At 58.1% G+C, this 16,110-nt stretch carries 13 protein-coding genes; 11 read left to right on the forward strand and 2 right to left on the reverse strand.

Annotated features, from left to right (window positions below; translation table 11 throughout):
- Positions 1–47 precede the first annotated feature (47 nt).
- The 7 genes from AVCG78_RS01265 to AVCG78_RS01295 all read left to right on the forward strand — a co-directional run bounded on the left by AVCG78_RS01265 (position 48) and on the right by AVCG78_RS01295 (position 9,289).
- Positions 48–194, forward strand: a complete 147-nt coding sequence (locus AVCG78_RS01265; RefSeq protein WP_156540775.1) for a hypothetical protein — start codon at positions 48–50, stop codon at positions 192–194.
- A 332-nt stretch (positions 195–526) separates the two neighbouring features.
- Positions 527–1,387 carry a LysR family transcriptional regulator gene (locus AVCG78_RS01270; RefSeq protein WP_071585007.1) on the forward strand — a complete coding sequence of 287 codons (861 nt, stop codon included), beginning with the start codon at positions 527–529 and terminating at the stop codon, positions 1,385–1,387.
- 256 nt (positions 1,388–1,643) lie between these two features.
- Positions 1,644–4,172, forward strand: a complete 2,529-nt coding sequence (locus AVCG78_RS01275) for a methyl-accepting chemotaxis protein (RefSeq protein WP_071205709.1) — start codon at positions 1,644–1,646, stop codon at positions 4,170–4,172.
- A 370-nt stretch (positions 4,173–4,542) separates the two neighbouring features.
- Entirely contained in the window at positions 4,543–5,658 is a 1,116-nt protein-coding gene (locus AVCG78_RS01280) for a LysR family transcriptional regulator (RefSeq protein WP_174089635.1), read from the forward strand.
- Positions 5,659–6,057: 399 nt separating this feature from the next.
- Complete coding sequence (locus tag AVCG78_RS01285; protein WP_071205702.1) at positions 6,058–7,452, forward strand: MATE family efflux transporter; 1,395 nt, start codon at positions 6,058–6,060, stop codon at positions 7,450–7,452.
- Positions 7,449–7,871: a glyoxalase superfamily protein gene (locus tag AVCG78_RS01290; RefSeq protein ID WP_071584966.1), complete on the forward strand. Its 423-nt coding sequence runs from the start codon at positions 7,449–7,451 to the stop codon at positions 7,869–7,871. The genes AVCG78_RS01285 and AVCG78_RS01290 overlap by 4 nt, the downstream gene beginning before the upstream one ends.
- Before the next feature lie 224 nt (positions 7,872–8,095).
- Positions 8,096–9,289, forward strand: coding sequence for a TCR/Tet family MFS transporter (locus AVCG78_RS01295; protein ID WP_071205698.1), 1,194 nt, complete (start codon positions 8,096–8,098; stop codon positions 9,287–9,289).
- Positions 9,290–9,331: 42 nt separating this feature from the next.
- Here AVCG78_RS01295 and AVCG78_RS01300 read toward each other — a convergent pair whose 3' ends face one another.
- On the reverse strand, positions 9,332–9,592 hold the full coding sequence (locus AVCG78_RS01300) for an SMc00767 family acetate metabolism repressor (protein WP_060719226.1): 261 nt from the start codon (positions 9,590–9,592) through the stop codon (positions 9,332–9,334).
- Between the two features lie 134 nt (positions 9,593–9,726).
- Positions 9,727–11,016 carry an isocitrate lyase gene (aceA, locus tag AVCG78_RS01305; protein WP_015915002.1) on the reverse strand — a complete coding sequence of 430 codons (1,290 nt, stop codon included), beginning with the start codon at positions 11,014–11,016 and terminating at the stop codon, positions 9,727–9,729.
- A 248-nt stretch (positions 11,017–11,264) separates the two neighbouring features.
- On the opposite strand from aceA, the gene AVCG78_RS01310 reads away from it, so the two are divergent.
- The 4 genes from AVCG78_RS01310 to AVCG78_RS01325 all read left to right on the forward strand — a co-directional run bounded on the left by AVCG78_RS01310 (position 11,265) and on the right by AVCG78_RS01325 (position 16,109).
- Positions 11,265–12,674, forward strand: coding sequence for a helix-turn-helix domain-containing protein (locus AVCG78_RS01310; RefSeq protein ID WP_156582805.1), 1,410 nt, complete (start codon positions 11,265–11,267; stop codon positions 12,672–12,674).
- 122 nt (positions 12,675–12,796) lie between these two features.
- Positions 12,797–13,912, forward strand: coding sequence for a polyamine ABC transporter substrate-binding protein (locus AVCG78_RS01315; protein WP_156601651.1), 1,116 nt, complete (start codon positions 12,797–12,799; stop codon positions 13,910–13,912).
- A 102-nt stretch (positions 13,913–14,014) separates the two neighbouring features.
- Positions 14,015–15,163 (forward strand): ABC transporter ATP-binding protein, encoded by a 1,149-nt coding sequence (locus AVCG78_RS01320; RefSeq protein ID WP_071205692.1) that lies wholly within the window; start codon positions 14,015–14,017, stop codon positions 15,161–15,163.
- A gap of 4 nt (positions 15,164–15,167) precedes the next feature.
- Complete coding sequence (locus AVCG78_RS01325; protein ID WP_071205690.1) at positions 15,168–16,109, forward strand: ABC transporter permease subunit; 942 nt, start codon at positions 15,168–15,170, stop codon at positions 16,107–16,109.
- Position 16,110 lies beyond the last annotated feature (1 nt).

A 16,110-nucleotide genomic window follows, 5' to 3' on the forward strand; every position in this document is an offset into this window, starting at 1 on the left:
ATCAAGGTCGGGGTGATTCCCCGCTTAACTTTTGGAAAGTGCTGCCAATGAACAGACCCATCCGGAAGGCCCGCGCCATTGCTATTGCCAAGGCGCGTGACGATCAGAACAAGCTTATTCTTCGCAGCGCGGGTCTCGGCCTGATGGCCTGCTTCATGGTCTATGGCCTGATGCTGATCGGCGTTATCGGCTGATCAGACCTTGGCGCCTGCGGCAAAGCGGCGATTGTCGCTTCCGCCTGCGCATCCATATCCTCCGGCGCGCACCTGCGGCGCTTTCGCGTGCCGAACAGTCTGGAAACGATCCGGCTTAGGCGCGGCCAGGATGGCTCACTGTAAAACGTGTAAAACGCATCCTCTTGCTGGGCTGGCGTCAATGCATGGCGGTTGATCGCCTCTCGTCGTATGGTCTCCTGAAAGGCAAGCAATCCGATAAAGTCCATGACCGTCATCTCCAGTGTTCTGGAGAAGGCTAGCGTTTCATGGATGATGGATATATCGCCGAGTTTGCGCTATATCATTCACTCATGAAAAACCTGCCCTGGGATACCTACCAGCTCTTCATTGATGTGGCGCGCAATGGCGGGCTGACGGGTGCTGTCCAGTCCACCGGCCTCAGTGCTGCCACCCTTGGCCGGCGGATGGTGGAGCTGGAGCAAAAGCTGGGCCGGATTCTGTTTCATCGCGCCCAGACGGGGTATACGTTAACGGTGGATGGCCGTGCCCTGCTCGATCACCTGAAATCCTTTGAGGCGGCGGAGCGCGGCATTGATCTCTGGCGCCAGCAGACGTCGCAGCCAGCACTGGTGCGGGTGACAGCGGGAACATGGATTTCCTGGCTGATCGCCCAGAACCTGCCGAAGCTGTGCCGGAGCAATGATCGCTTTCGGCTCGATCTGCATATTACCGAAGAGCGCGCTGCCCTTGCGCATCGCGAAACCGATATCGGTATCCGGGCTTTTGAGCCGCAGGAGAGCAATCTTGCCAGGGTCCCGCTCGGCGAGGTTGCTTACGCGGCCTATCGCCACCGCCTTGCTGACGAACTGGAAGTGCAGCCCTGGATCGCGGTCGCGCAAGATACGGCAATCTCGGCCTATTTGAAATGGCCGCATCAGCATAAGGCCGAACAGATCTTGATCACCGTCAACCGCCCGCGCTCCCTCAAGGATATGGCGGTTTCAGGCATGGGCCTTGCGGTCCTGCCGTGTTTTGTCGGTGATAGCCATCCGCAGCTTCAGCGGGTCGGTGATGAGATTACCGAATTGCGCCATCGGCAATGGCTGGTCACCAATAATGACGACCGGCACAGAAGCGAGATCCGCGATTGCGCCGGGCGTTTGGTGACCCTGATGAGAGACTTCTCTGATGCTTTCGCAGGTCGGCGATAGAGGGCAAGCCACATGCTTCGAATAAACGCATAGGGGTTTGCGTCAACAAAAGCAACTTAAGGTTTATTTTCTTGTGTCGAAAATAGAATCTTATACAGAGTCCGTTGCTTTTTAGAACGAAGTGATCGTGGATCACTATAAGTCGAAATAGAATATTCAGAGTTTCTTCAGACCCACATGCAAGAAAAGAAAGGCGATATTTATATTCGTTTATTCGAATTAATTAATTTCGCCCTTTGTTTTCGGGGGTTTGGCTATGCTATTTGATCGTCTACTTTCTCGCTGCAAGATTCAGACCAAGGTTCTGGTCTTCATCGTTCCGTTTGTTCTCAGTATTTCGGCCGTTGGTCTGACCGGCTACTACGCATCGCGTATCCTGCAAGGGCAGATGGACGTCACCAATAGTGTGGTCAACACGCTGAGTGGTTTCAAGAATGTCTATGCGGCGATGACGGCTTTCCTGCAAAAGACCACGGATGCATCGAAAACGGCGCTGGATCAGGAGCTGGATGCACAGTTGACGAGTTTGAAGGCCATGCGCACCTCGCTTGACGGTCTGGGCGGCGCTGCCCAGGTCGATGCGGCGATTGCCGGAACGGAATCGATTGCCGGCCAGGTCAAGCGCCTGTGGGATCTGGATCATGGCGCGGCGGATCTGCGTGCGGCCCTGGAGGCCGATACTCAGCAATTGTCCAGCCAGCAGAGCGATCTGCTCACCTATTCCACCCATGTCCGTGAGGCGCTGGCCAAGGATGAAGGCCAAGCCAAGACCATGCTGCGCGATTCCGACCGGTTGACGCGCGGCGCCAACCTGATTGCCGATCTCGTCACAGATTTCAACAGCGCCACCGCCCCGGAGGCGAAGATGGAGCTGGTCAAGACGCGGATGCCGGAGCTGAAAAAGGCCGTTGCCGATATTGCCGCCGCGCTGCCAGCGGAACAGGCCGTGCTTGGCACATCGCTGACAGACAATATTCAGCAGTTGGCCGCCCAGATCGAGATCGGTGTGATCAATGACACGACAGTCAGTGCGACTGAACAGGCGATCAACCTGATGCGGCCGGTGTCCATCCGCTTGCAGGGGGCGTCTACTCTCAAATCCCGGCAGGCGACGGCAGTGTTTGGTACCCTTGATCAGCCGATTGCCGAATCGACCGCTTTGCTCACTGCCACACGTCAGCTGGTGGATATCAGCAATGGGGTTGAACTGCGCAGTTCACGCTTCATGGCGGCGGCATCGGCGGATGGCCTGCAAAAATTGCAGGCGTCGCTCGGCACCCTGAAACGCCGTGCCGCAGCCATGGCCAAGGACCCCAATGTTAGCGCCGACATCAAGGCAAAGCTGTCGCAGATCGCCCCATTGACCGACGCTATGGCCGATAAGGCGACTCGGCTGGTGGCCATGGATGGCCAGAAAACCGCCGCCTTCCTGGCCGCTGCCCGCGATATCGACACCATCTGGTCGCAACTCAGCGATTTTGCCGCCTCCCAGCGCCAGGTGGCCGATGAACAGAGCGCCTCTGCCGATACCATGTCGGCGCTGGCTCTGCTGGCTGGTGTCGTTATCGCCATTGTCGCTGGTATCGGCTTGATCGCCACCTTCAAGGGGCCGATCAATCAGATCACCGCTGCCATGCGGCGTCTGGCATCCGGCGATCTCGAGATCGAGATTACTGGCGGCACGCGCCCTGATGAGATCGGCGATATGGCCCGCGCCCTTGGCGTGTTCAAGGACAATGCCGAGGCAAAGATTCGCGCCGAGGCCGAGGGGGCGCGGGTTCGCGCTGAAAGCGAAGCCGAGCGCGCCCGCAATGATGCTGAAAAGCAGCAGGCCGACCAGGACGTGCAATTTGCGGTGACGGAACTGGCGGCCGGGCTGGAGCGCCTCGCCAATGGCGATGTCTCCGCCACGCTGGACCATCCCTTTGCCGGACGCATGGAACAGTTGCGCAGCGACTTCAACCGCTCGCTGACCCGGCTGAAGGAAACCATCGGCCTGATCCAGGGCAATGTCACGGCCATTCAGGGTAATGTGCAGCAAATGGCCCATTCCACCGACGACCTGTCGCGCCGCACGGAAACCCAGGCTGCCTCGTTGGAAGAAACTGCTGCCGCCGTCAACGAAGTCACCTCCAATGTTCGCCAGGCCGCTGACAGGGCGCGTGAGGTCAATGACATCGTGGGCGAAACCCGGGGGAATGCCGAGAAATCGGCTGTCGTGGTCGGCAATGCCGTCTCCGCCATGGCCCGGATCGAGGATGCCTCAAAGAAGATCGAGCAGATCATCAGCGTCATCGAGGAAATCGCCTTCCAGACCAATCTGTTGGCGCTGAATGCCGGTGTCGAGGCCGCCCGTGCGGGCGAGGCGGGCAAGGGCTTTGCCGTCGTTGCCCAGGAAGTGCGCGAGCTGGCCCAACGCTCTGGCCGCGCCGCAAAAGACATCAAGACGCTGATCAACACCTCCACCGAAGAGGTCAATGCCGGAGCAAGGCTGGTGCAGGAAACCGGTGCGGCGCTGACCGTCATCAGCCAGCAGATCGCCACGATCAGCACCCATGTCGAAGGCATCGCTAGCGCCAGCCGCGACCAATCGGCAGCCCTTGGCGAAGTCAACAGCGCCGTCGGCCAGATGGACAGCCTGACCCAGCAAAACGCCGCCATGGTCGAAGAAACCTCCGCCGCCAGCCGCCAGCTGGCCGACGAGGCCGATCAATTGGTGGGGCTGTTACAGCAGTTCAAGCTGGAAAGCGGGTCGCAGCCGGGGCGTTGGGATCGGGCAGCTTGATGGATATGGTATGAGGTGAGAGGCGCCCGGTTGAGAGACCGGGCGTTTTTTATAAGCGTCATATCTGAGAGCAAGAGCCGTTATTGATTACGTTCGCCGTTTTGGCTCCGTCCCCCCTCATCCGGCTGCCGCCACCTTCTCCCCGATGGGGAGAAGAGGGAAAGAGCCGCAGCGCCTGTTGTTTCCTCGCCCCAGCGGGGTGAGGGGGCGAGCGGGCACTTACGTTTACTGTATGCGGGGATACTCTTGCCCGTCGGTGCAAAGGGGCTGAACCGGCTGTGAATGCGATTGCTTTGCGCCAATGGCGGAAGCATTTTGGCCAACCATGTCAGACGGTACAATTTTGTCACCAACGGTTGAAGCTTTGCCAATGGGCCTTCTCAAAGGGAAGCTCAAGGCCGACATCACGATAGAGGGTTATTGGAGGTTCCGCGCACCGGCGACTTCTCCAGCGCCGTATCAATCGATAGATAATCTTCATGATTTTCTCCAAAACCTGTTAGGTTCCGTCAATGATCACGGGAGTTTGCGGGAAATGGAAACAAAGTCTGATCATGTTTATCATGATGAATTTCGATGGATGCGTCGTGGAATACCATCGTGGTCGATCCTGTTATCATTCGTCGAGGTCGTACAGTCTGGAAGTGTAACGAAGACGGCAGCTCGGCTTCATTTGACGCAAAGCGCCGTTAGCCACCATATTTCTCAGTTGGAAGGCTTTGTTGAGCAACGACTGTTCGAGCGGTCGGGTAAAACCATGAAACCAACGGCGAACGCGCGAGCGCTTGCCTTCCAGCTGCAAAGTCAGCTTCGCGGTGTCTCAGACGCATTGGAAGCCGCCCGCCCGCAGTCCCGGCATAATGATTTGCATGTGGTCGTTGCTCCCGAGCTTTATCGCTATTGGCTTGCCCGTCGGCTTGACGCCTTCCTGGCATTGCATCCGGAAATTTCGCTTCGGCTTAGCCAAGACTATCGACGCGATGTTTTTTCCGATGGAGGCGCAGACGTCCAGATTCGCTTGGCTCAACCTGTGCAAGGTCAAGGCGGGTTTGCGCTCTCCGCCGACGAGGAATTTGCAGTGTGTTCGCCGACGCTTTCCGAACGACTTCCCCCGCGAAACGCTTTTGCCGCCGCTCCGTTTTTAACTCATGCGGACGCCTATCACACCAGGCTGGACTGGCGACGCTGGATGCTGGAACTCTTCGGCATCGAAGGCGCAGATTGGATTTCCGAATATCTTGCGAAAATGGTGGTCTTCCCCACTTTCGACGAGATGTTAGAGGCGTGTCGGCGGGGAGAAGGCTTTGCTCTGGTGCGGTCCATACTTGCGGTCGATGAGATCTCCTCTGGCCAATTGGTCAAGGCCGTCACCGAAAGTCTCTCCGCGGAAATGAACTACCATGTGGTCTATCCAGGCAACGGAACCCTCCATCCACCAGCAACGCTTTTTGTAAAGTGGTTGCACGGTCAGACGCGGACTTCCTGAATGCTGCATGCAAGGCTATCGCATCGTAGCTCGCAAGGCATAAAGTAATTTAGAATCGAGAGACGATGGGAGCTTGGCTGTTAAGCGCAAAAGCCGACGATGCCTCATCGCAAATGGTCGATCTAAGACGCTTCAGAAGGCGGGAAAACCAGCGTCGCTTCAACGAGACTTTTGGGAAGAACGGCTTCTCCCGAACGTTTGCAGATTTCTGACGCACACTTCTATTGACAAAATTTGGCTTTAGTGGTTGTTTCCGCGAAGGTTCCGAGCACCTGCCGCCTGCAGACGTAAGTCATGGTGAAGCCCGGTATATACAGATTGTCCTCACCCTCGAAGCATTTCGTCGGTGGCAATGCAGGCTCCCATCCCACATGAAATGCCTCTTTGGAGGAGTGAGTGATGTCTTTGCGACCATCGCCCGAAAACTGTTTTCTAACTGCCTCGCCGGGCAGGATTTTTGTTTCCACCGCACTGCCTATGATCGCCATCATGGTGATGAACGGAATGCTGGGTATTATTGACGCCGTCTTTCTTGGGCATTTCGTCGGTGCGCAAGCCATGGCGGCCGTCGGTATGGCCTTCCCAGTCCTGATGTTGACGATTGCGCTTTCGACACTTGTCAGCGGAGGAATGTCAAGCCTTCTCGCCCGCCAGCTTGGCGCCAACGACCGCAACGCGGCTAAAGCGACCTTCGCTTGTGCTCATGGACTTGCGATGACGATCACGTCACTGCTGATCGTCATCTTCTGTGCGGTCGGGTGGAATTTCGCCCTGCACATTGCCGGCTCCAATGGTGCCGTTGCCGAAATGGTCTGGGTCTTCCTGGCAATCACCTTATTCGGAACACCGATACAATTTTTGCTGAGTGTTCATGCCGATGCCTGGAGAAATGAGGGAAAGGCAGGGTTGATGGCGCTCATGTCGCTTGGGGTCACGCTCATCAACATTTTGCTGAATTCCATCCTGGTTGTGGTGCTGGAGTTGGGCGTTGCGGGTTCAGCCATGGGCACCGTGCTGGCACAGGCGCTGGGACTGGTGATCCTGGCCGGACTGCGCCCGTTTCTTGTGGGAATGATGCCGCTCAACAGCCTGTGGCGGAACCGATGGACCGGCAACTGGAAGCGTATTATTGCGCTTGGCGCACCCGTCAGTCTGGGCTTTATCGGTATGGCGCTTTCGTCCGCCAGCGTGGTTCTCGCCATACGTCTTGCAGGCAGCACCGATTACGCCAGCACCATTGCCGCCTACGGAATCGTGACACGCATTTTCGGCTTTGCCTTCCTGCCAATCATGGCAATCGCGATGGCGATGCAGGCCATCGTCGGCAACAATGTCGGTGCGCGTCTCTACGCCCGCTCGGATGCGGTCCTGCGGATCGCCGCAGCAACAGCACTGCTTTACTGTCTTTCTGTCGAGGTTTTGCTGTTGAGCGAGGGCACCGTTGTCGGAGCAGTTTTTGTCGCTGATCCACATGTTAGCGGCGAGGTTGGTTGCATGATTCGACCAATGGCTGCAATCTATCTTTTCTCCGGCCCCGTTCTCGTACTTGGGCTTTATTTTCAGGCCATTGGCCAACCCGCCCGCACGGTTCTGCTGACCATGATCAAGCCTTTTGCACTCTTGCCTGCCCTAGTCGCGGTGACTCCGGCACTGCTGGGTGCCGACGCTATCTGGTTCGCCTTTCCGCTGGCCGATGGCATGGCCGCAATCATCGCAACTCTTGTGCTTGCCGCAGCCCTGAGGGAACGGAGAGACGCCGGTATCGGGCTCAGGGCTGTGGAGAATCTGTCATGACAGTCAGAACCATTGCAGAAGCCAAGGCACACGCAAAATCTCTGAGAAACGCACTTGCCGCCGACGGCACCATGTTGGGCCATGCCCAGGCACTAGAGCTTGTCGCCCGGCAGAACGGTGCGCGCGACTGGAACACGCTGTCTGCCAGATTGGCCAAGGCTGATCCCCCGCCGTTCCATTTGCACCAAAGGGTGCAGGGGCGGTATCTTGGGCAGCCCTTCAAGGGTGAAATCACCGCTTTGTCGTGCTCAGGCTCGCACTGTTCAGTCTCTGTCCGTTTCGATGAGCCGGTGGACACTGTTACCTTCGACAGCTTTTCGAACATGCGCCGAGTGGTAAGGGCTACAGTGGATATCAACGGAGATTCCGTCCGTAAGACGTCAAATGGCTCACCGCATCTGATACTAAGCGCATTATGAGCCTCAGTGAGTTGAGGGGTCGCCTCCGATTTTTGCGGTGGCGAATGAACGCTTAGGGTCTATAGCGGACGAGACCTGAACGCATGTGCGAACCTTATAAGGTCAAGACGCCAGCCATCAGTGCCTTCTCTGAACCATCAACCTGTTCACTCTCCGGTTACGCACATTTCCGGTCACAAAACTACATCGCACTTCTGCCTAAAATGCTGTAACCGGAATGCGCTATGAACAAAGCTCTCGTCGTCATTTTCGCCACCGTCGCTCTCGATGCGGTCGGGTTTGGTCTTATCTTTCCCATTTTGCCGGCTTTGTTGCGGGAGGTGACGCATATCCAGAATGTGGCGCCCTATATTGGTCTGTTGGTGGCGCTTCATGCTGTCATTCAGTTTATCTTTGCACCGATCCTGGGATCGCTCAGTGATCGGCTCGGTCGTCGTCCGATCCTGTTGATTTCGCTGGCGGGGGCGGCGGTCAATTATCTGTTTCTTGCCTTTGCCGACAATCTCTGGCTGCTGCTGCTGGGGCGTGCCATTACCGGGTTGACCAGCGCCAATATGTCGGTGGCGACGGCCTATGTGACGGATATTTCGCGGGAAGATCAGCGGGCGCGGCGCTTTGGGCTGTTTAATGCGATGTTCGGCCTGGGCTTCATCTTCGGGCCGATTATCGGTGGGGCGCTTGGGGATTATTGGTTGCGGCTGCCCTTCATTGCCGCTGCCGTGCTGAATGGCGGCAATCTGCTGCTGGCGTTTTTCGTCCTGCCGGAATCCCGCATTCCGACGCGGGAGAAGATCGATCTGGCGGCCATCAATCCGCTGCGGCCTTTGAAATGGGCGTTGTCGCTGAAAAATCTGCTGCCGATGGTCATCCTGTTTTTCATCTTCAGCTTGACGGGTGAGGCCTATGCCACCTGCTGGGCGCTGTGGGGTGGCGATGCGTTTCAGTGGAACGGGCTGTGGATCGGCCTGTCGCTCGGCGCGTTCGGCATCTGTCAGGCGCTTGCCCAGACCTTTCTTCCCGGCCCGGCGGTCAAGCTGTTTGGCGAGCGGATCGCCATTCTGATCGGCGTTTCCAGCGCCTGCTTTTCGTTGACCGTCATTGCCTTTGCAACCGAAAGCTGGATGGTGTTTGCGATCATGCCGGTTTTTTCCCTGAGCGGCATCGGCGTTCCGGCCCTGCAATCGCTCGCAACCGCCCAGGTCGAAGCGGACAAGCAAGGCCAATTCCAGGGCGTGCTGGCTTCCGCCCTCAGCCTTGCCGCCATTATCGGCCCCCTGATGTTTTCAAGCGTCTACTTTCTCATCCGGGACTATTGGCCGGGCGGCATCTGGATGGCGGTCATTGCCGTTTATGCTATCAGCGTCCCCTTGGTTCTGGGCCTGCGTCTCAAGGCTAAAACCAGCGGGAAAGCCGTTTAGCCCGGCCTCCCAGCCGGGCTAAACATGCTCGTCATTTGCATATCAGGCGGCCTTGATGCCCTGAGCCGCAATCCCTTGCGTAACCACGACCGGGATCAGCAGATCGCCCCAGTTTCCATCGCCGCCATGGTGACGGGCGGAGCGGACCAGCTCGACGGAAACACCGGCCTCGACGGCTTTCATGACGGAATGGTTCAGCCGATGCAGATCATTGGCCAGCATCCGAATCAGCGCCTGCTGGTCGGCATTCATGGCGGTTGCCTGCTCTTCGGCACGTTCTTTAACGCGGGTCTGGGGTGTCATGGCATTTCTCCTCTTATCTCTGGGGTTCTTGAAAGGGACGCCTCGCCCGAGACCGGGCGGGAATTGCGATAAAGGCAGTCGTCAATTTTCGACTGGCCAAGGCGGTGGATATCAGCAGGGCAACGGCCCAAAACTCATTCAGCAGCAGGGCGGAACTGGTCATGTTCGGTCGACTCCTTCATGGCCGTGGTTGAGGACGTGCCGCCGGAAATTGCCATGGAAACCGCGTCGAAATAGCCGGTGCCGACTTCGCGCTGATGCTTGGTGGCGGTGTAGCCATTGGCTTCTGCGGCAAATTCTGCCTGTTGCAGCTCGGAATAGGCGGACATCTGCCGGTCCTTGTAGCCGCGCGCCAGTTCGAACATGCCGTAGTTCAGCTGATGGAAGCCCGCCAGGGTGATGAACTGGAACTTGTAGCCCATGGCGCCCAGTTCCTTCTGGTACTTGGCAATCGTTGCGTCATCGAGGTTCTTCTTCCAGTTGAACGATGGCGAGCAATTATAGGCCAGCTTCTTGCCCGGATGCACTTTATGCACGGCCTCCGCGAATTTGCGGGCCTGTTCCAGGTCCGGCTTGGAGGTCTCCATCCAGATCAGATCGCAATAGGGCGCATAGGAAATGGCGCGGGCAATGCAGGGCTCGATGCCATTTCGTACCTGGTAGAAGCCTTCGGCGGTGCGGCCCGCATCGTAATCAACAAAAGGCTGGTCGCGCTCATCGATATCAGAGGTCAACAGCTTGGCGGCCTCCGCATCGGTGCGGGCGATGATCAGCGTTGGCGTGCCCATCACGTCGGCGGCAAGCCGGGCGGCGGTCAGATTGCGGATATGGGCGGCGGTCGGGATCAGCACCTTGCCGCCCAGATGGCCGCACTTCTTCTCAGATGCTAGCTGGTCCTCATAATGCACGCCCGCCGCACCCGCTTCGATAAAGGCCTTCATGATCTCGAAAGCGTTGAGCGGCCCACCAAAACCGGCTTCCGCATCGGCAACAATCGGCGCAAACCAGGTTTCGACCGACAGGCCCTTGCCTTCCTGGGTTTCGATCTGGTCGGCGCGTTGCAGGGTCTTGTTGATCCGCTTGGCCAGTTCCGGGGCCGCATTGGCGGGGTAGAGCGATTGGTCGGGATACATGGAGGACGCGGTATTGGCGTCCGCCGCCACCTGCCAGCCGGAAAGGTAGATGGCCTTCAACCCGGCGCGGACCATCTGCATGGCCTGATTGCCCGATAGCGCCCCCAGCGCATTGACGAAATCCTCCTGGCCGATCAGCTGCCACAACCGGTTCGCCCCCATTTCTGCCAGCGAATAGCGGATATCCACGGAGCCACGCAGCCGCTTGACATCCTCTGCCGAATAGGTCCGCTCAACGCCATCGAAACGGCCTTGTGGCGCGGAGGGAACGAGTTTGTAAAAATCAGTCATGGCATTCTCCTCTTGTCGTTTTCATGCAGGAATACCGCGCTCCTCTTGCTGCTTTCCTGCTGGTCTGATGTGACTTGTTTTACAATGCGCTGCAAAATTTCCCAAGAAAAAACGATAAAACAACGGCTTGAAAGAGGTTAAGATGTCTTGTTGTTTACAAAAGAGCGATGTAATATTGTAAAAATTGTAAATTACCGGTTTGATGCGATGAGATGTAAGTTTTGTAAATTTCTGTCGGAGGGACTGACATGGCCGACCACAAGATCTTTGCCGGGCCGCGGGTGCGGAGGGTGCGCAATGGCCTGGGCCTGACCCAGACGGCGATGGCCGAGGCGCTGGGCATTTCGCCCTCCTACCTCAATCTGATCGAGCGCAACCAGCGACCGCTGACCGTGCAATTGCTGCTGAAACTGGCCTCGGTCTACAAGGTTGATCTGGAGGAATTGCAGGGCGATGCGGGCAGTGGCTTGGTGCCGCTGCGCGAAGTGTTTGCCGATCCGCTGCTGGCGGGCGAAATTCCCGGCGATCAGGAATTGATCGAATTTGCCGAGGCGGCCCCCAATGCCGCCAGCGGTGTGGTCAAGCTTTACCGGGCCTACCGGGAACAGGCGAAGCGCTTGTCGGACCTTGCGGAATTGCTGGCACGCGAGGGGCATGAAACGGCGCTGGCCGGGGCGCGGCTGCCGATGGATGAAGTGCGCGACGTGCTGGAGCGCCGCAGCCTGCATTTTCCCCTCATCGAGGCGGCAGCGGAAGCTTTTCATGCGGCGCTCGACCCAGGCGATGGGCTGGAAGCGGCGCTGAAAACCTGGCTGCGCACCCAGCACGGCATCGTCGTGCGGGCGCTGCCCGTGCATGTCATGCCGCATCTCGGACGCCGCTACGACCGCCATTCCATGCGGCTGTTCCTGTCGGAACGGCTGTCGCCGTTCGACCAATTGCGGGAAATGGCCATGGAAGCCTGCCTGCTTGTCATGGGCGAGGAAATCCGCGCCGAGCTGGAAACCTTGGCACTGACCTCCAACGAAGCACGCCGCATTGCCCGGTTTGAACTGGCGCGCTACGCCGCCCACGCGCTGATCATGCCCTACGGTGCTTTTCTGGCGGCGGCGCAGCGGGCGCGTTATGACGTGGATGTGCTGCGCGCCCGGTTCCGGGTGTCATTCGAGCAGGCGGCGTCGCGGCTGGTCACATTGCAGAGGCCGGGCGCTGCGGGCATCGGCTTTTTCCTGATGGAAATCGATCACGCCGGCAATATCATCCGCCGGGCCGGGGCGCAGGGTTTCCCCCGCGCCACGTTCGGTGGCCAATGTCCGAAGCTGAACATTCATGCGGCCTTTTCAGAGCCGGGACAGGTTCTGGTCGAGCCGGTTATTGCCCCGGATGGCGCCGGTTTTCTCACCGTGTCGCGCACGTTGGAAGGGCCACAGGCGGGCTTTCAACAGCGGGTCCGCCGCACAGCCTTGCTGATCGGCTGCGATCTCGCTCACGCACAGGACACCGTCTACGGCGAGGCGCGGATGGCGCCGGTGGAGATCGGCCAGGCCTGCCGGATCTGCGAGCGGCAGGCCTGTCTTTCCAGGGCCGAACCGCCAATGACCCGGCCACTGGGACTGGACGAAATGACGGCGGGATTAAGCGCCTTCGACTTCCAGTAAAACAAGTCTTTGCTGTGCTGCGGAAAATTACGCTTGTCGCCCGCATTTTTCCTTTCTAGTCTGGTGAAAAATAATGGGAACGTCGGGCCGTGTCCCCCAACGGCCTGGAAACAGGAGACGTGATGACATCCACCGGGATTCGCTTTGCTGCCGCCGCCTTTGCGGCCATGTCCATCACTGCATCGACGGCCGCGCTGCCTGCCGGTGCTGCCGACCGGGAAGTGCATGTCTATAACTGGTCGGACTATATCGATCCGCAGATTCTTGAGGATTTTACCAAGGAAACCGGCATCAAGGTCGTCTATGACGTCTTCGACAACAACGACCTGTTGGAAACCAAGCTTTTGGCCGGTGGTTCCGGCTATGATGTGGTGGTGCCGACCGGTCCGTTCCTGGCGCGGCAGATCCAGGCAGGCGTGTTCCAGAAGCTCGACAAGTCGAAACTGCCGAACCTTGCCAATATGTGGCCGATGGTTATGGAGCGGCTCGCCAATTACGACCCCGGCAACCAATATGCCGTCAACTATATGTGGGGCACGACTGGCATCGGTTACAATGTCAAGAAGATCAAGGCGATCTTCGGCGATGACGTCAAGGTCGATAGCTGGGACTTCATCTTCAAGCCGGAAAACGCCAAGAAGTTGAAACAATGCGGCTTGAACATCCTTGATGCCTCGGATGAAACCTTCGCGATTGCCATGAACTATATCGGCAAGCCTGCCGACAGCAAGAAAACAGCCGATCTGGAAGCAGGCGCCAAGGTCTACCAGGCGATCCGGCCGAATGCCAAGACCTTCAACTCCTCCTCCTACCTGAACGATCTCGCCAATGGCGATATCTGCGCCACCATCGGCTGGTCCGGCGACGTGATCCAGGCCAAGAAGCGGGCGGAAGAGGCCAAGAATGGCGTGGAAATCGCCTATGTGATCCCCAAGGAAGGAACCTATATGTGGTTCGACAACCTGGCGATCCCGGCGGATGCCAAGAATGTCGAGGAAGCCCATGCCTTCATCAATTACCTGATGAAGCCCGAGGTGATCGCCAAGGCGTCTGATTTCGTTTCCTATGCCAATGGCAATCTGGCCTCGCAAAAAATGGTCAGCGCCGATGTGCTGAACAATCCCTCCGTCTATCCCGACGAGGCGACTATGAAGCGGCTGTTCACCATCTCACCTTACGATCCCAAATCGCAGCGCGTCCTGAACCGGCTCTGGACCCAGGTCAAGACCGGCAAGTAAACGAGATGAAGCGGGGCAGAAATGCCCCGTTTTCTATTGATGGGATGTAGCAAAAGCACCGCTGAACCTTGCAAAACAAGAGGTAGGCGGGAAAGGGGACCGATGGCGAAGACTTTGGGGCCGGTGAAACGCAAATTCGCACCTTGGACGGAGCGGGGGCAATTGCCCTTCATCCGGTTTGAAAATGTCACTAAACGCTTTGGGCCGTTCACGGCGGTCGATAACCTTACTCTGAACATTTACGAGCGGGAGTTCTTCTCGCTTCTGGGGCCATCGGGCTGCGGCAAGACCACGCTGATGCGGATGCTGGCCGGTTTCGAGGAGCCGACCGAGGGTCGCATCCTGTTGCAGGGCCGCGATCTCGCCGGTGTGCCACCCTATCGTCGTCCGACCAATATGATGTTCCAGTCCTATGCGTTGTTTCCGCATATGTCGGTGGAAAAGAACATCGCCTTCGGTCTGGAACAGGACAATCTGCCCAAGGCCGAAATCAAGGCGAGGGTCGAGGAAATGCTGAAACTGGTCAAGCTGGAGGAGTTTGCCAGGCGAAAGCCCAATCAGCTTTCCGGCGGCCAGCGCCAGCGTGTCGCCCTAGCTCGGTCGCTCGCCAAACGTCCGAAAGTGCTGCTGCTGGATGAACCGCTCGGCGCGCTGGACCGCAAGCTGCGCGAGGAAACCCAGTTCGAGCTGATGGATCTCCAGACAGAGCTTGGCCTGACCTTCCTGATCGTCACCCATGACCAAGAAGAGGCGATGACGGTGTCGGACCGGATCGCTGTCATGGACAAGGGCGAAATCGTCCAGGTGGCGACGCCCGCCGAAATCTATGAGGCGCCGAATTGCCGTTACGTGGCGGATTTCATTGGCGATATCAATATTGTCGAAGGCCGGTTGCTGCGAAGCGATAGCGCTGGCGGCCCTGTGGCCATCGCCTGTGACGGCTTCACCAGCATCGTCGATCAGCCCTGCGATCTCGCTGACGGCGCCGAGGTTGCCTTTGCTATCCGCCCGGAAAAGGTTCGTATCTCCATCGATCCTCCCGCCGATACCAGCGTCAATGCGCTTTCCGGTGAGGTCTGGGATATCGGCTATCTCGGCGATTTTTCGGTGTTCATCATCCGGCGCGAGGATGGCTTCACCTTCCGGGCAGCGCAGGCCAATGTCGCGCGCCTGGTAGACCGGCCGATCACGTTCGGCGATCAGGTCTGGTTTTCCTGGACGCCGGATGCCGGCCTGTTGTTGACGAGGTAGCGCCATGGCAGAGCCCGCAACCCTTCCGCAAGCCGTTCCTCCGGCACTTCCCCCAGCGCTTTCCAAGGCAAGCTGGGCTCGATGGCTGATTGTCGTCCTCCCCTACCTCTGGCTGGGTTTGTTTTTCCTGGCGCCGTTCTTCATCATCGTGAAGATCGCGCTGTCGGATACGGCCAGCGCCATGCCGCCCTATACGCCGGTCTTCCAGGGCTTTTCGCAGCTGGGCGATTTCCTGTCGCAGTTGGATTTCGAGAGTTTCCAGATCCTCGGTGAAGATCCGCTCTATATCGAATCCTATCTGTCGTCGCTGAGGATCGCGGCGATCTCCACCCTGCTGCTGCTGTTGATCGGCTACCCGATGGCGCTGGCCATGGCACGGGCAAAGGCGGAACTGCGCCCAACCCTTGTGATGATGGTGATCCTGCCGTTTTGGACCTCGTTCCTGATCCGCGTCTATGCGTGGATCGGCATCTTGAAGCCGGAAGGGCTTTTGACGCTGCTGCTGCAAAGCTTGCATATCTACGGTCCAGACCAGCAGGTGCATATCTACCAGACCGATATCGCCGTCTTTATCGGCATCGTCTATTCCTACCTGCCCTTCATGGTCCTGCCGCTCTATTCGGCTCTGGAAAAGATGGATGGCTCGCTTCTGGAAGCGGCAAGCGATCTCGGTTGCCCGCCAATCACGGCCTTTTGGCGGATTACCTTTCCGCTGTCCCTGCCGGGGGTGATTGCCGGTTCAATGATCTGCTTCATTCCGATCACAGGCGAATTCGTCATTCCCGACCTGCTGGGCGGTGCCGATACGTTGATGATCGGCAAGACCATGTGGACGGAGTTTTTCGGCAATCGAGACTGGCCCGTCGCCTCCGCCGTTGCCATCGTGCTGCTGCTCCTGCTGGTGGTGCCGATCGTGATTTTCCAGAATCAGCAAAGCAAAGTGTGAG

The sequence above is a fragment of the Gillisella vitis genome, assembly GCF_021559775.1.
GTDB classification, from domain to species: Bacteria; Pseudomonadota; Alphaproteobacteria; order Rhizobiales; family Rhizobiaceae; genus Allorhizobium; species Allorhizobium ampelinum.

Coding starts and splice junctions, on each gene's coding strand:
- AVCG78_RS01275 (WP_071205709.1), top strand. CDS start 1,644: ATGCTATTTGATCGTCTACTTTCTCGCTGCAAGATTCAGACCAAGGTT.
- AVCG78_RS01320 (WP_071205692.1), top strand. CDS start 14,015: ATGGCGAAGACTTTGGGGCCGGTGAAACGCAAATTCGCACCTTGGACG.
- AVCG78_RS01265 (WP_156540775.1), top strand. CDS start 48: ATGAACAGACCCATCCGGAAGGCCCGCGCCATTGCTATTGCCAAGGCG.
- aceA (WP_015915002.1), bottom strand. CDS start 11,016: ATGACTGATTTTTACAAACTCGTTCCCTCCGCGCCACAAGGCCGTTTC.
- AVCG78_RS01315 (WP_156601651.1), top strand. CDS start 12,797: ATGACATCCACCGGGATTCGCTTTGCTGCCGCCGCCTTTGCGGCCATG.
- AVCG78_RS01280 (WP_174089635.1), top strand. CDS start 4,543: ATGGGCCTTCTCAAAGGGAAGCTCAAGGCCGACATCACGATAGAGGGT.
- AVCG78_RS01325 (WP_071205690.1), top strand. CDS start 15,168: ATGGCAGAGCCCGCAACCCTTCCGCAAGCCGTTCCTCCGGCACTTCCC.
- AVCG78_RS01295 (WP_071205698.1), top strand. CDS start 8,096: ATGAACAAAGCTCTCGTCGTCATTTTCGCCACCGTCGCTCTCGATGCG.
- AVCG78_RS01285 (WP_071205702.1), top strand. CDS start 6,058: ATGTCTTTGCGACCATCGCCCGAAAACTGTTTTCTAACTGCCTCGCCG.
- AVCG78_RS01290 (WP_071584966.1), top strand. CDS start 7,449: ATGACAGTCAGAACCATTGCAGAAGCCAAGGCACACGCAAAATCTCTG.
- AVCG78_RS01270 (WP_071585007.1), top strand. CDS start 527: ATGAAAAACCTGCCCTGGGATACCTACCAGCTCTTCATTGATGTGGCG.
- AVCG78_RS01310 (WP_156582805.1), top strand. CDS start 11,265: ATGGCCGACCACAAGATCTTTGCCGGGCCGCGGGTGCGGAGGGTGCGC.
- AVCG78_RS01300 (WP_060719226.1), bottom strand. CDS start 9,592: ATGACACCCCAGACCCGCGTTAAAGAACGTGCCGAAGAGCAGGCAACC.